Source organism: Bacteroides sp. OM05-12, from assembly GCF_003438995.1.
Classification (GTDB): Bacteria; Bacteroidota; Bacteroidia; order Bacteroidales; family Bacteroidaceae; genus Bacteroides.
This window is the reverse complement of record NZ_QSUN01000032.1, coordinates 1-15,612: the sequence shown is the minus strand read 5'-3', so window position 1 is coordinate 15,612 and position 15,612 is coordinate 1. Positions and strand designations below refer to the sequence as shown.

The following is a 15,612-nucleotide window of genomic DNA, read 5'->3' as shown; positions in this document are numbered from 1 at the left end:
ATTATAATTCGCACAATGTCAAGGTCTGCAAATCATAAGGGATATCCTCTAACTTTGCTACTCCCTGACGGGTAAATTCCGATTTCGGATTAATAATAAATACCTGCCGGACAAACTGCTTCAAGCCGCTATTCAACTTCTCCTTATCATTGAAAAAGCCTACCAGATGCAGCTCGTCACGTTCCTGATTATAATCAAGTTGTTTCCACACATACAATAGGTAGTAAATACAATCATCTACCTGCTTACAGTCAAAGGAGTTCGCCAATAGCAAGCGTCCTCTATCAAAACAAAACACATCCAAAGAGTTACCTCTGACATAAACATACATCTTCTTGCTGTTACCCAAACGGCATTTTCCTGCAAAATGTTCGATTAGCGGACTGACCTGCGAATAGAAATGCGCAGCCGGATAACGTTCAGACAATTGCTGCCATGCGCTCTTATCCATTCCAAAAGCGACTTTCACATAAGCCTTCCGAAGGTCGTTGCAAAGCACCTTTTCGTTTTCCTGCATTGAATGGTTATAATAAAAAACGGTACGATATTGTTCTTCATCCTCTGCCAGTTCGAGAGGAATAAGCGTAAAGCGTCGGGTTACCAATAAAACATTTACCCGCTTATAGGTATATTGCAGAATATCCGACTTCAACAATTCTTTGACGTTCGCAGCCATAGACGTACCGCTCTCTATCTCCTGAGAAAAATAACTCAGAGAACTATCAAGAATCGGATTATAGATAGAAAAAGAAAATCCATCCGTACTTAGACGGATGGATAATGTATATTGTTCCGATTTACTAAAGTCAATTCTTTCAGCAATTGCTTTTTCGGGCATATAGACTTATATTATTCCCAGTTACCTGCGTTATTATTAGGAGTATCAATTGAGCCGACTTGCAATCCAGGGAATTTACCCAATTTAGTAGCCATATCTTTCAAGTTAATGATTTCCTGACGATCAAGTCCTTGCAAATACACCTCATACGGAGTTTTAGCCTCGAACAAATAGATAGGAGCACCGGATTTTGTAGTATCACTCTTAGTAGCCATTTCAAATTCTTTTCCGCCACCGAATGGAACAAATCTCATTGAATCCGCAACAAAGCCTTTCGGATAAATCGTATCCATAACGCTTACCCACATCGTATCACGTTTAAATCCCATCAAACCTTCTTTCTCTACATCTTTCCAGTTTCCGGTTTTCTTTGCTTTATTAATCAAAGCCATAGCCTTTTTCTCTGTCAATCCATTTTCTAACTGAGCATCAGACAAAACACCTTCTTTAGCTACGAAAGGAATCTTTTGAGTCTTTACGAAAGTAATCAACGTATCAAAACTCGCCGTATATTGACCTTGATGTTGGTTACGATATTCCAGCTGTGCTTTACGGATATCAATCAAGCGGGCAATGACCTTCTTTTCTCTTGCCTTTTGTGCTTCCTCAAACCTAATCGGTCCCATGATGCTTCCATAGCAAATATAGGCTAGAACGCAGATACAGGCGACTAATACGATATTAATTACTGTTTTCATGATAATATTGTTTTTTTAGTTTATATTCGTAGCGCAAAAATAAAATAAATTAATCTATTTTACGACAGTTCCATGAACTTTTTTATCGCATAAAAATGATAAATAATTATTTAGAGCAACAAATTAAAGAAAATTTTCATTATCAACCAACTTTTGAACAGGAATTAGCAGTTAAATCTTTGGCTACGTTCTTGTTGTCCAAGCAAAACGACACAATATTCCTATTGCGGGGATTTGCAGGAACAGGTAAAACCTCTCTCGTTGGAGCCTTAGTAAAGACGATGGATAGTCTCGCACAGAAGTCCATCTTACTTGCTCCTACGGGACGCGCTGCTAAAGTGTTCTCTCTGTATGCCGGACATCCTGCATATACTATCCATAAAAAGATATACAGGCAGAAGTCTTTTTCTAATGAAATGACTAACTTTTCATTAAATGACAATCTAAATACACACACCTTATTTATTGTGGATGAATCATCGATGATCTCCAATGATGGTCTATCCGGTTCTTCTTTCGGCAGCGGGCGACTATTGGATGATTTAATTCAATTTGTTTATTCGGGAACCGGTTGCCGGCTCATATTAATGGGAGATACCGCACAGCTTCCTCCTGTAGGCGAAGAAGAGAGCCCGGCACTTTCTGCCGATATATTGAAAGGTTATGGACTGGAGGTACAAGAAATAGGGTTGACTCAAGTAGTTAGGCAATTAGAAAATTCGGGTATTCTTTGGAATGCCACTAAATTACGTCGATACATAGCCGAAGAAAACTTTCTGAGCCTACCTAAAGTTCGCCTAAAAGGTTTTGCGGATATCCGAATACTCCCGGGAAATGAACTGATAGATGAATTAAATACCTGTTACGGGAGAGACGGAATGGATGAGACAATGGTTATCTGCCGCTCCAACAAACGGGCTAATTTATATAATAATGGAATTCGAAATACCATTTTAGACAGAGAAGATGAATTAAATAGCGGAGATATGCTGATGATTGCTAAAAATAATTACTTTTGGACAGAGAAGAACAAAGAAATTGATTTTATAGCAAACGGAGATATAGCAGTAGTGCGCCGTGTACGCCGAACTAAAGAATTGTATGGCTTCCGCTTCGCTGAAGTCCTGCTATCGTTTCCTGACTACAATGATTTCGAATTGGAAGCTAATTTATTGCTCGACACGCTTCACAGCGAATCTCCCGCCTTGCCAAAGGAACTGAACGACAAACTCTTTTATAGTGTACTTGAAGATTATGCGGATATTACAATAAAAAAGGAGAGAATGAAAAAAATGAAAGCCGATCCCTATTACAACGCCTTACAAATAAAATACGCGTATGCCATTACTTGCCATAAAGCGCAAGGAGGGCAATGGAAAAACATTTTTCTCGACCAAGGTTACATTACAGAAGAGAATATAGGACCGGATTATTTCCGATGGTTGTATACCGCTTTTACCCGTGCTACTCAAACCCTTTATCTTGTAAACTATCCCAAAGAGCAAGCAGAATAAAAGCCCACCTGATATTTAAAGAAGATAAGCACAGATATCCCTTTCTTTGTATACTCTCCAGAGCAACAATCACCTATAAGCTTCATCCTTCAGTTTGCCTATTTTACATTGATACTGAACGAGTTATCCTGAAAGATGGAATCATTCAGCAGATTTGCTCAATCGTCCTCATCGACTGAATCTTTTTCCGAAGAAAGGTTCAGGGTAATTCATTGATAGTCAAACCTAAATTTGCAAACTGAAAGATTGAAGGTTATTTGAGAGCAATTTGTTTTTTATACTGTATTTCACCGATAAACACCTTGATGTTTTTAAAAAACATCTGGTTGATTGAAAAAAGCATCAGGACGTTTGAAGACAAACATACGGTCGATTGTTTGCAAACGATAGGAGTTTGTCGGCAATCGACCGTATGCTGAAAATCGATTTATACTTATCCCTAATAAGTATCGGGCAAGCCGAGATATCATCAATAAAAAAAGCCCTTCTCTCGAATGAAAGAAAGGCTTTAAACATATCATTAATAATCTTATTTCAATCCGGCTAGTTCAATCACCTTCTCTATAGCAGCATTCAAACCATCCGTATTTTTACCACCTGCCGTTGCAAAATGTGGTTGACCACCACCACCACCTTGAATTAATTTGGCTGCTTCACGGACAATCTGTCCCGCATTAATGCCATCTTTTACCAAATTATCAGAAGCCATCACCGTCAACAATGGTTTTTCATTATCCACCGTACCGGCAACAAAAAGCATATTTTCCGTGATTTCACCACGAAGTTGGAAAGCTATATTCTTAACGACATCTGCCGGTATAGGCATATTATTCATTGTAATAAGCCTAATCCCATTTATGTTTTTAGCATTTTCCAACAGACGCTCTTTAATCGCAATAGACTTTTCTTTCATATAGTCTTCCATTTGCTTCTTCAATCCGGCATTTTCATCTATATATTTACGAATAGCGACTTTCAAATCAGGAGCATTATTGAAGAGAACTTTTACTTCATTCAACGTATCTTGTATAACATCCATCATTTCTTCCACTTTCGCACCTGTAACGGCTTCAATACGACGAACGCCGGCAGCGATAGAACTCTCGGAAATAATTTTCATCATACCGATTTTTCCGGTTGCCGAGACGTGCGTTCCACCACAAAATTCGACAGAAGAGCCAAACTGAACTACACGAACCTCATCTCCGTATTTCTCACCGAAAAGTGCAATAGCACCAAGCTCTTTAGCCTTTTCAATCGGCATATTACGATATTCGGTCAACGGCACATTCTCACGAATCTTAGCATTCACCAGATGTTCTACCTCACGAAGCTGTTCATCTGTCACTTTCTGGAAATGAGAAAAGTCAAAACGCAATGAATCCGGAGTAACCAATGAACCTTTCTGTTCCACGTGCTCACCCAACACAATACGTAAAGCCTCGTCCAACAGGTGAGTAGCAGAATGGTTTGCAGCAGATGCAGCGCGTTTGTCCGTATCAACACAAGCCATCATCGGAGCGTCAAGATGCTTTGGCAGTTCCTTTGTGATATGTATGGGAAGATTATTTTCCTTCTTCGTATCAATAATTTCAATCGTTTCAAACTCACTCACCAACACACCGGTATCACCCACCTGACCACCGCTTTCCGCATAGAACGGCGTATTATCAAGCACGATCTGATAAAGTGTCTGATTTTTCTGTTTTACTTGACGGTAACGAAGAATAGAGACCTCATATTCTGTAAAGTCATAGCCTACAAATTCAGTTGTTCCCTCTTTTAAAGTAATCCAGTCTCCTGTTTCTACGGCAGCAGCATTACGAGCACGCTCTTTTTGCTTCTGCATTTCTGCATTAAACTCTTCAAGGTTCACATTCAATCCGTTCTCACGCAGAATCAATTCCGTCAAGTCGAGCGGGAAACCGAATGTATCATATAATGTGAAAGCATCTTTGCCATTAATCGTATCTTTTCCGGCAGCCTTTACATCAGACATAGCTTTGTCCAACAAACGGATACCCGTTTCCAATGTACGCAAAAATGCTTCTTCCTCTTCTTTAATTACCTTCTCGATCAAGGTACGTTGAGCATTTAATTCAGGATAAGCCTCACCCATGTTTTCGATTAACACAGGAAGAAGTTTATACATAAATGCTTGTTTCTGACCTAAGAAAGTATATCCGTAACGCACAGCACGACGAAGAATACGGCGAATTACATATCCGGCCTTTGCATTCGACGGTAACTGACCGTCCGTTATAGAAAAAGCAATCGTACGAATATGGTCGGCAATCACACGCATTGCCACATCATTCTGTTTATCTTTACCATATTCAGTTCCGGCCATTTTAGCAATCTCTTTAATGATTGGTTGGAAAACGTCCGTATCATAATTAGAAATCTTACCTTGCAGTGCCATACACAAGCGTTCGAATCCCATACCGGTATCGATTACTTTTGCCGGAAGACCCTCCAAACTTCCATCCGCTTTACGGTTGAACTGCATGAATACCAAGTTCCAAATTTCGATTACTTGCGGGTGATCATGGTTTACCAAATCACGTCCGCTTATCTTGGCACGTTCTTCGGCAGGGCGCAAATCAATATGAATCTCAGAACAAGGTCCACATGGCCCTGTATCTCCCATTTCCCAAAAGTTATCATGCTTATTACCATTTATAATATGATCTTTCGGAAGAAACTGTTCCCAATAGCCGGCAGCTTCATTATCACGTTCCAATCCTTCTTCTGGACTTCCTTCAAAAACAGTGGCATAAAGATAAGACGGGTCCAGCTTTAAAACATCAACCAAATATTCCCATGCCCATGATATAGCTTCCTTTTTAAAGTAATCGCCAAATGACCAGTTACCCAACATTTCAAACATTGTATGATGATAAGTATCGTGACCCACTTCTTCCAAGTCATTATGCTTACCACTGACACGCAAACATTTCTGAGAGTCTGCCACTCTTTTATACTTTGCAGGATGATTACCTAAAATAATATCTTTAAACTGATTCATACCCGCATTGGTAAACATCAATGTAGGGTCGTCTTTTATGACCATCGGGGCAGAAGGAACAATCTGATGCCCTTTTGACTCGAAGAAAGTCTTGAATGATTCTCTAATTTCTTTAGCTGTCAACATACTTATATCTAACGTTCAAGTTAATATTCTCAAAAAGGATTTGCAAAGATAGCTTGTTTTATTATTTTTGCCCTTATTATTGTGCAAAATATTCACGCATTGCACATTAAAAACTATAAAAAAGAGGACAAATGCGTAAGGTTTACTATATTTATAATCCCAGGACACAGACTTACGACAGGATATACCCCACCGTTCGACAACGGGCATTAAGTATTCTTCGCCGCCTTTTCATCGGTATGGGACTGGGAGCCAGCTGTTTTATCATCTTATTATTGCTCTTCGGTTCGCCTTCCGAAAAAGAACTCCGCACAGAAAATTCCCGTTTACTTGCACAATACAATGTTCTCTCCAAACGACTTGAACAAGCATTGGGCGTACTACAGGATATACAACAACGTGACGACAATCTTTATCGAGTTATCTTCATGGCAGATCCCGTTCCCGAAGCTATTCGCAAAGCCGGATACGGAGGGACTAATCGTTATGAGCAATTAATGGATATGGCTAATGCCGACCTTGTTATCAATACCACCCAAAAACTGGATTTATTAAACCGGCAACTTTATATTCAGTCCAGATCATTTGACGAGGTGATAAGCATGTGCAAAAAGCATGATGAAATGCTGAAATGTATTCCGGCCATACAACCTGTATCCAACAAAGACCTACGACAAACTGCGTCCGGCTATGGAACACGTATAGACCCCATCTACGGAACAACCAAATTCCATAGTGGAATGGATTTTTCTGCACCTTTGGGAACAGATGTTTATGCCACAGGAGATGGTGTAGTGGTAAAGGCCGGTTGGGAAACAGGCTACGGAAATACAGTAGAAATAGATCATGGTTTCGGTTATTTTACCCGATATGCCCATTTGAAAGATTATCAAACCAGAGTTGGGAAGAAAGTGGTACGCGGAGAAATTATCGGGCATGTAGGCAGTACAGGAAAAAGTACCGGACCTCACTTACATTATGAAGTACACGTAAAAGGACAGGTAGTAAACCCCATTAATTACTACTTCATGGATTTGAGTGCCGAAGATTATGATAAGATGATTCAAATGGCAGCTAACCACGGTAAAGTATTCGATTAAAAAGAAGATAAAATGGCATATAATCCCGAAAAAGAGCTGAAATTATACTATTCCATCAGTGAAGTAGCAAAAATGTTTGATGTAAACGAATCATTACTTCGTTTCTGGGAAAAGGAATTTCCGATCATCAAACCAAAGAAGAACGCAAAAGGAAGCCGACAATACAGAAAAGAAGATATAGAGAACATTCGTTTAATATATCATTTGGTAAAAGAAAAAGGAATGACTCTGCTCGGAGCACGCCAAAAGCTGAAAGACAATAAAGAAGACACCATACAGGCTATAGAAATCATAGACCGTTTAAAAGAAATCCGGGAAGAACTTTTAAAAATGAAAAAAGAACTGGATACATTATAAATCCGGTTCTTCCCCTCACCGTATTAATCTACCATCAGTCCTCTACACGAGTAACCGATTTAATATTATTGATTTTACGCAAGTTGGTACAAATGGTTTTCACATCATCTACATCATGCACATAGAGTTGTAATTTTCCCTCAAAAATACCATCATTGCTTTCAATAGACAATTTCCTGATATTCACACTTAGCTGTTGAGAGATAATCTGAGTAATCTGATTTAATAGCCCGACATCATCAATACCTTTTATATATAGATAAACCGGGAAAGACAACGCCTTATGAGTATCCCATTCCGCAGCTATAATACGATTTCCATAACTACTTTTCAATTTAGTAGCAACAGGACACTGACGCTTATGAATCACGACACGATTGTTTTCATCCAAATAGCCCAATACATCATCACCCGGAATCGGATGACAACATTCCGCAATAACGTAGTTCTTTTGAATCGCATCTTCCGTCAGCTTCAGCACCTTTTTAGTATCTATTTTCTCAACCGGTTCTTTTTCTTCTTCCTTCTCCTTCTCTTTCGTTTCTTTGTTTCCACCACCAAACGAGAATGTCAGATACTTGCGCCAACTGCTTGATGCAGTCTTATCTTTCAGTTCATTTTTATCTCCATCTCCCAGCACAATCGTCTTCTGACCTAATGCAGCAAGCAAAACATCTTTATCCGACAACTTATGATACTTTAAGAGCTTTTCAACATTAACTGAATTGGGTTCCATATCCTCTTTTTTAAAGAACTCATTCAGTATATCCTCCCCTTCTTTCTGAGCATGTTTTTGTTCCCGTTTCAGGATAGCCAATATTTTAGCCTTAGCTTTAGCCGTAGTTGCAAAATTTATCCACTCAGGCTGCACACGCTGGGATTTTGAAGTCAGAATTTCTACCTGGTCACCACTTTGCAGTTTATGACTCAGCGGTACCAGCTTATGATTAACCTTCGCGCCAATACAATGGCTGCCTAAGAAAGTATGGATAGAAAAGGCAAAATCAAGTGCCGTACAGTTTTGTGGCATGGTTTTGATTTCTCCTTTCGGAGTGAACACGAATATTTCCGAAGCAAAAAGGTTCAGTTTTATCGTATCTAAAAAATCAATGGCATCCGGTTGCGGATCATCAAGTATCTCCTTAATTGTCTTAAGCCACTTCTCCAACTCGCCTTCATCCTCACTTCCTCCCCCTTCTTTATATTTCCAATGCGCAGCAAAGCCTTGCTCCGCCACATCATTCATACGTTCGCTACGAATCTGCACTTCAATCCACTGACCGTTATTACTCATCAAGGTTACATGAAGTGCCTGATAACCATTTGCTTTCGGATGGCTAACCCAATCCCTCAAACGATCGGGATGCGGTTTATATATCTTCGAGATCGAAACATAGATATTAAAACATTCGTTCAACTCTTCTTCCGGATTCTTTGGCGTAAAAATAATACGAACGGCAAGTATATCATATATTTCCTCAAAAGGAATATTCTTCGTCTGCATCTTGTTCCAGATAGAATATGGAGATTTCACTCTCGCCACAATCTGGTAGTCTATGCCCATTTTATCCAATTGAGCACGGATAGGGGTAGTAAAATTACGGAAAACCTCATCACGGGCTGCTGCCGTATCTTGCAGTTTTTCTTCTATCTGTTTGTATTCTTCCGGATGTTCATACTTAAAACTCAGATTTTCCAGTTCCGTTTTTATCTTATTAAGTCCCAACCGATTGGCCAACGGAGCATATATATAGAGAGTCTCTCCTGCTATCTTGTACTGCTTATTGGGAAGCATAGATCCCAAAGTACGCATATTATGAAGGCGGTCGGCTATTTTGATTAAGATAACACGGATATCACTGGACATGGTAAGCAACAGCTTTTTGAAATTCTCCGCCTGTGCAGAAGCCCTGTCGCCAAAGATTCCACCGGAAATTTTGGTCAATCCGTCTACAATCTGCGCTATCTTAGGGCCGAATATATTCTCAATATCCTCAACTGTATAATCCGTATCCTCAACAACATCATGGAGCAAAGCGGAACAAATGGACGTAGACCCAAGACCTATCTCTACACATACAATCTTTGCAACAGCAATAGGATGCATGATATATGGCTCACCGGAACGACGTTTCACCCCCTTATGTGCCTGTTTTGCAAAATTAAAAGCTTTAGTTATTATTTCAACCTTTTTACGATGTTTGGTTGCAAGATAAGCGTCCAACAGGTCCTGAAACCCTTGGTTTATCATTTCCTCATCGGCCATTTCCTTTGCTTGTATGTCGTCCATTCTTATTTTCCTCCATTATCCGTTCTGCAAAAATAAGCAAAAAACATTATCATGCAAGCAAATTTAGGCAAAAGCCACGACTACCGATAAATTTTTAACCGTTTGCCGGCTGCAATCCGATCATTCTTCAAATTGTTCCAACGCTTGATCTCTTTTACGCTTACTCCATACTTACGGGCGATAACAGAAAGTGTTTCTCCCTGCCTTATCTTATGGTAAATAGCCCCGGAGGATGAGGAAGTGCGACTACTACCCGCAGGCATATCCTTGACCGCAACCGTACGCCTCTTATTAAACAATTCAGAAGCCCTGTGCGTGTAGATTGTATCCTGACTATCGATAAAAGTACTGATATAGTTACGTGGCAATCTCAAAGTACACGATTTTGTATTTCCCGGCACTATATCCTTCTTATACTGCGGATTCAAGCTACGGATCTGTTCCACATTAATTCCGCAAATATCCGAAATCTGTTCAAAATGCAAATCCTTATTTACCTGAACAGTATCCGTACTTGCCGGAATCAACGTCTCCATCGGACATATGTTATGTTCACAATAATAAGTCATTATATAATTGGCTGCAATGAACGCAGGAACATACCCTCTGGTCTCTTTCGGTAAGAAGTTATATATACTCCAATAATCCTTCTCTCCATTAGCACGCCTAATAGCCTTATTTATATTACCCGGCCCGCAGTTATAAGCAGCAATGACAAGATTCCAGTCCTGATAGATCGCATATAAATCCCTCAAATAACGGGCAGCCGCCCATGTTGATTTTATCGGGTCACGACGTTCATCAATCAAACTGTTGGACTCCAAACCATATATTTTCCCTGTGCCTATCATAAATTGCCACAGTCCGCTGGCTCCGGCACGTGACACAGCCGAAGGATTCAGAGCAGACTCTATAATCGGCAGATATTTCAATTCCTGAGGAATATCATAAACATCCAGTGCTTCTTCAAAAATAGGCATATAGAAATTGGCAGCTCCCAGCATATAAGAAACATTCTTCCTTAAGCGAGTGGCATATTGATCTATAAATTTACGAATAATCTCATTATAAGGCATCTCCATTATAGAAGGGATGCGGGAAAGCCTGTCTATATAAACAGAGTCAGGATATGAAGGATTCACATCACTCATATTACAGTCTCCCCCCTGCATAATATAATTCTTGGAGTTCCAGTTGCTCAGCAAACTGTCAACCGCATAGTCCATGCTTTCGGGCAGTTCAATCAATTCTTCATGCTTGTTCCCGTCACTCCCTACCGTAACACTGATACTCTGCGCATTAACAACTGAAATACAAATCAAGAAAACCGAAATAAATAATAGAATGTGTTTCATCTTTCATTATTAGAATTTAATACTACACTGAAGGCCTATGGAATTTCCCAGGCGGCGGTCATTAATTATGGCAGGCTCTATCTTTAAGCCTAAATCCTTAGAGATGTCGAAATCCGATAATTCCGCATCCACATAAGCATCAATGACCGATATTAAATAAACACCGATAAAGCAGAAGATACTCAAATCCCTATTCCGTCGGTAAAAGTCTTTTTTCTTTTTAAATATAGCTTTATACTGTTCCTCTCTATCCGGAGTTATATTTACTCCAAAATCAAGATAACTATTCGTATTCGGATTGTTATCCATAATATCCAGATAGGCTTGTGAATAATCCGAATACATTTTATTATTCCATGTCAAAGCATAGGCACATCCTAAAAATCCACCGTAAATAATCGGTAATTTCCAATACTTACGATTATAAACCTGCCCTGCTCCCGGAAAAACAGCAGCCAGCCACACTGCTCTGGAAGAATTAGGAATCCATATTTTCTTTTCAGGTTGTACTGCCACACTATCTTTCGACACAACTAAAGAAGCCGTATCCACCGGAGCATCCAACTTCTTATAATTCTCCTCATTCACTTTAATAATACTGTCCGTCGCGAGTGAATCTTGTGAGCTCATTTGAAGCCGATGCAAACGCGCTTTCGGTATATTAATGACAGAATCGTTTCTCACCGTTTGGTTCTGTGCATACACATCAATCCCTGCTACCTGTATTGCACAGAGAAGCAGGGCTATAACGATACGATATGTCAATGTTTTTACAGCCAACCTTTTATTCGTTTCTCTCTTTATCTTTCAACGTATCGAATATTTCCATTATACGTTCCAGATCCTCCTCATTATTAAAAGGAATACTGATCTTCCCTTTACCTTTTGAAGTGCACGACAACTGTACTTTTGCACTAAAAAAGCCGGAAAGATGTTTTTTCAATAAATTATATTCCTCCGGAAGTTTCGCTCGTTTCGGAGCTATTTTCTTATCACCGCTCTTCACCGTTTCACCCTCACTCAACGCTTTTACCAGCTCTTCAACCTTACGAACGGAATAATTATGTTCCAATATCTCCGCATACAACTTCATTTGCATCTTTGGGTTGTCCAAAGCCAGCAAAGCACGCGCATGCCCCATATCCAACGTTTTATTTTGCAAAGCCACCTGTATCTGTGCAGGAAGTTTCAGCAAACGCAAGTAATTTGCAATCGTAGTACGCTTCTTTCCTACCCGCTCGCTCAAACGTTCCTGAGTCAATTCATACTGTTCAAGCAGATGTTGATATGCCAAAGCAATCTCTATCGAATTCAGATCTTCACGTTGAATATTCTCAACCAATGCCATTTCCATCACATTCTCATCATCCGCTGTACGGATATAAGCAGGAATTGTTTTTAGTCTGGCAAGTGATGATGCACGAAAGCGACGTTCTCCGGCAATAATCTGATAAGAATCATCTGAGATTTTTCGTAATGTAATCGGCTGTATAATACCTATTTCAGCTATTGAATCGGATAATTCTTTTAATGCAGCCTCGTCAAACTCGCGACGCGGCTGATTCGGATTCACCGAAATCTTCGACAGCTCTATTTCATTAATAGAAGAAGAACCTTCCGTCTTCACTTCATCCATGGAAATCAGAGCATCCAACCCTCTACCCAAAGCAAATTTTTTGTGTGCAGCCATATCTTCTATTTACTATTTCTTTTAATAATCTCTTGAGCCAAAGCTAAATGATTCTTTGAACCGGAAGAATCCGCATCATACAAGATAACAGGAATTCCATGGCTCGGTGCCTCGCTTAACTTCACGTTTCTCTGTATAACGGTTTTAAATACCAGTTCCTGAAAATGCTTTTTCACTTCATCGTAAATCTGATTCGCCAGACGCAGACGAGAATCATACATCGTCAGCAGAAAGCCTTCTATCTCCAAAGCCGGATTTAGTTTAGATTTGATAATCTTTATGGTATTCAATAGTTTGCTGATTCCTTCCAATGCAAAATACTCACATTGCACAGGTATGATTACCGAGTCCGCAGCCGTCAAGGAATTTATGGTTATCAAGCCCAACGACGGAGAGCAGTCTATAAAGATGTAATCATATTCATCCTTAAGAGGAGTCAGTAATTTCTTCAACACCTTTTCCCGGTTTTCAAGATTTAGCATTTCAATCTCGGCACCGACAAGGTCTATATGTGAAGAAATCACATCCAGCCCGTCAATATCCGTTGTATAGATAGCTTCCCTTACATCTGCCTGATTAACAATACATTCATAAATGGAACATTCCACTTGTTTAATATCTACTCCCAATCCGGAAGAAGCATTCGCTTGAGGATCAGCATCCACGACGAGCACTTTTTTCTCAAGAGTTGCCAATGATGCCGCAAGATTAATCGTTGTGGTAGTCTTTCCGACCCCCCCTTTTTGATTAGCTAAAGCGATTATTTTTCCCATATATATCTAATTTATTGGCAGCGAAATAAGCAATAATAAGTTAGAGCACCTACAAAAACAAAAGAACTTTGCAAAAACTGTTGATAAGTTACCCTATCTGTTAATAACTCCAAAGCCCTTTTTTCATTTCTGTTTCTATCAACGATATTTTCAGCACGCAAATATACATATTTCCCACTAATTATCGTCAATTTTATATTGGGTTGCATAACATTAAGATTTGTAAACGAGTAGAAAATACATTTCTATCAAAATAAAAAGAGTTTTTTTACGTTTTGCTTATATAATTACATTTTTAGATTATGAAACACCTCTATCTCATTATTATTGTAGCAGCTCTACTAAGTGGCTGCACACAAAAACAAACAACAACCGAGGCAAACGCTTCCGTTAAGTTCATAACAATCGACGGGCAAGACCTGATACAGCCGGATGGCAGTAAATTGTTCATAAAAGGTACCAATCTCGGTAACTGGTTAAATCCGGAAGGATATATGTTCAAGCTCACAAGAACCGGCTCGGCACGTTTCATCAACGAAATGTTCTGCCAGCTTGTAGGACCGGACTTTACCGCCGAATTCTGGAAAGCATTCAAAGACAATTATATCACTCGCGAGGACATCCGGTTTATAAAAGAAACGGGCAGCAACACCATTCGCCTACCGTTTCATTATAAACTGTTTACTGATGAGGACTATATGGGGCTGACTGCCAATCAAGACGGATTTGCCCGCATAGACTCAGTCGTAAAATGGTGTAGGGAAGAAGGGCTTTACCTCATCCTTGATATGCACGATGCTCCCGGCGGACAAAGCGGTGACAATATAGATGACAGCTACGGTTATCCTTGGCTATATGAAAGCGAAACCAGTCAACAACTTTATTGTGACATCTGGCGCAAGATTGCCGACTATTACAAAGATGAGCCTGTCATCCTGGGATATGAACTGCTCAACGAGCCAATCGCCCACTTCCTTGAAAATAAAGATGAATTGAACGGCAAATTGGAAGGCGTATACAAAAAGGGCGTTGCCGCCATTCGTGAAGTCGATAAAAATCACATCGTCCTACTTGGCGGAGCACAATGGAACAGTTATTTTAAACCTTTCAAAGACTCCACATTCGACGATAAAATCATATATACCTGCCACCGATACGGAGGAGAGGCTACTAAAGAAGCGATAGAATCTTTCATCAGCTTCCGCGATAGCGTTAACCTTCCGATGTATATGGGAGAAATAGGGCACAATACAGAAGAATGGATGAATGCATTCTGCCGGATACTGAAGGAGAACAATATCGGATACACCTTCTGGCCTTATAAGAAAATGGAAGGTTCATCATTCGTAGGTATCACTCCGCCGGAGAATTGGGATGTCATCATCAGTTTTTCAGAAGCCCCCCGAGGCAGTTACCAGGAAATTCGCGACATTCGCCCCGATCAGGCAGTAGTTCGCAAAGCCATGACTGATTTTCTTGAAGCCTGCAAATTTAAGCATTGCGTAGTACAAGAAGATTACATCAACGCCTTAAACTTAAAGGAATAAAAATCCGATAAGCTGCGACAAGGGGGTGTTTCTACACCCCTTTGTTTATTTATTCAGGATGAGAAAATACATTCTTATTATAAGCTCACCGACAAAATCGCACACCAAATCATGATGTAGTCCTCCCCACCGGCATAAAATTGCTTACCTGTGCATATTTTAAAATTATCGAATATTACCTTCACGTCTTCACTTTCAGATATAAACTACTATCAAATAACCAATTAAAGTGAAGGTACTTTTTTTTGAACTGCACCCCAAAAGTTGGACAAAAAAGAGTCTTACACATGAAATTA

12 protein-coding genes are annotated in these 15,612 nt (G+C 39.8%); 4 read left to right on the top strand and 8 right to left on the bottom strand.

All coding sequences use genetic code 11. The annotated features are described in order from the left end of the window. Position 1 precedes the first annotated feature (1 nt). Both DXB63_RS16215 and DXB63_RS16210 read right to left on the bottom strand, forming a co-directional pair. The gene (locus DXB63_RS16215) at positions 2-838 is read right to left on the bottom strand and encodes a DUF3822 family protein (RefSeq protein ID WP_122127431.1); all 837 of its coding nucleotides are present in this window, start codon (positions 836-838) and stop codon (positions 2-4) included. Positions 839-849: 11 nt separating this feature from the next. Further along, the gene (locus tag DXB63_RS16210; protein WP_122127430.1) at positions 850-1,536 is read right to left on the bottom strand and encodes a hypothetical protein; all 687 of its coding nucleotides are present in this window, start codon (positions 1,534-1,536) and stop codon (positions 850-852) included. A gap of 95 nt (positions 1,537-1,631) precedes the next feature. Here DXB63_RS16210 and DXB63_RS16205 point away from each other — a divergent pair, with 95 nt between their 5' ends. Beyond that, entirely contained in the window at positions 1,632-3,050 is a 1,419-nt protein-coding gene (locus DXB63_RS16205; protein WP_122127429.1) for an ATP-dependent RecD-like DNA helicase, read from the top strand. 529 nt (positions 3,051-3,579) lie between these two features. Here DXB63_RS16205 and alaS read toward each other — a convergent pair. Beyond that, positions 3,580-6,204, bottom strand: a complete 2,625-nt coding sequence (gene alaS, locus DXB63_RS16200) for an alanine--tRNA ligase (protein ID WP_122127428.1) — start codon at positions 6,202-6,204, stop codon at positions 3,580-3,582. A 131-nt stretch (positions 6,205-6,335) separates the two neighbouring features. Between alaS and DXB63_RS16195 the strand changes: the two genes are divergently transcribed. After that, on the top strand, positions 6,336-7,304 hold the full coding sequence (locus DXB63_RS16195; protein WP_122127427.1) for a M23 family metallopeptidase: 969 nt from the start codon (positions 6,336-6,338) through the stop codon (positions 7,302-7,304). A gap of 12 nt (positions 7,305-7,316) precedes the next feature. Next, positions 7,317-7,661, top strand: a complete 345-nt coding sequence (locus tag DXB63_RS16190) for a MerR family transcriptional regulator (protein ID WP_122127426.1) — start codon at positions 7,317-7,319, stop codon at positions 7,659-7,661. Between the two features lie 34 nt (positions 7,662-7,695). Here DXB63_RS16190 and DXB63_RS16185 read toward each other — a convergent pair whose 3' ends face one another. The 5 genes from DXB63_RS16185 to DXB63_RS16165 form a co-directional block, all read right to left on the bottom strand. Further along, entirely contained in the window at positions 7,696-9,951 is a 2,256-nt protein-coding gene (locus DXB63_RS16185) for a bifunctional (p)ppGpp synthetase/guanosine-3',5'-bis(diphosphate) 3'-pyrophosphohydrolase (protein WP_122127425.1), read from the bottom strand. An 80-nt stretch (positions 9,952-10,031) separates the two neighbouring features. Then, positions 10,032-11,306: a lytic transglycosylase domain-containing protein gene (locus DXB63_RS16180; protein ID WP_122127424.1), complete on the bottom strand. Its 1,275-nt coding sequence runs from the start codon at positions 11,304-11,306 to the stop codon at positions 10,032-10,034. Positions 11,307-11,315: 9 nt separating this feature from the next. Further along, the gene (locus DXB63_RS16175; RefSeq protein WP_178301042.1) at positions 11,316-12,086 is read right to left on the bottom strand and encodes a DUF5683 domain-containing protein; all 771 of its coding nucleotides are present in this window, start codon (positions 12,084-12,086) and stop codon (positions 11,316-11,318) included. Positions 12,087-12,090: 4 nt separating this feature from the next. Then, positions 12,091-12,996: a ParB/RepB/Spo0J family partition protein gene (locus DXB63_RS16170; protein WP_122127423.1), complete on the bottom strand. Its 906-nt coding sequence runs from the start codon at positions 12,994-12,996 to the stop codon at positions 12,091-12,093. Between the two features lie 5 nt (positions 12,997-13,001). Continuing rightward, complete coding sequence (locus DXB63_RS16165) at positions 13,002-13,769, bottom strand: ParA family protein (RefSeq protein ID WP_122127422.1); 768 nt, start codon at positions 13,767-13,769, stop codon at positions 13,002-13,004. A gap of 302 nt (positions 13,770-14,071) precedes the next feature. Between DXB63_RS16165 and DXB63_RS16155 the strand changes: the two genes are divergently transcribed. Continuing rightward, positions 14,072-15,316, top strand: a complete 1,245-nt coding sequence (locus tag DXB63_RS16155) for a glycoside hydrolase family 5 protein (RefSeq protein ID WP_122127420.1) — start codon at positions 14,072-14,074, stop codon at positions 15,314-15,316. Positions 15,317-15,612: the final 296 nt, after the last annotated feature.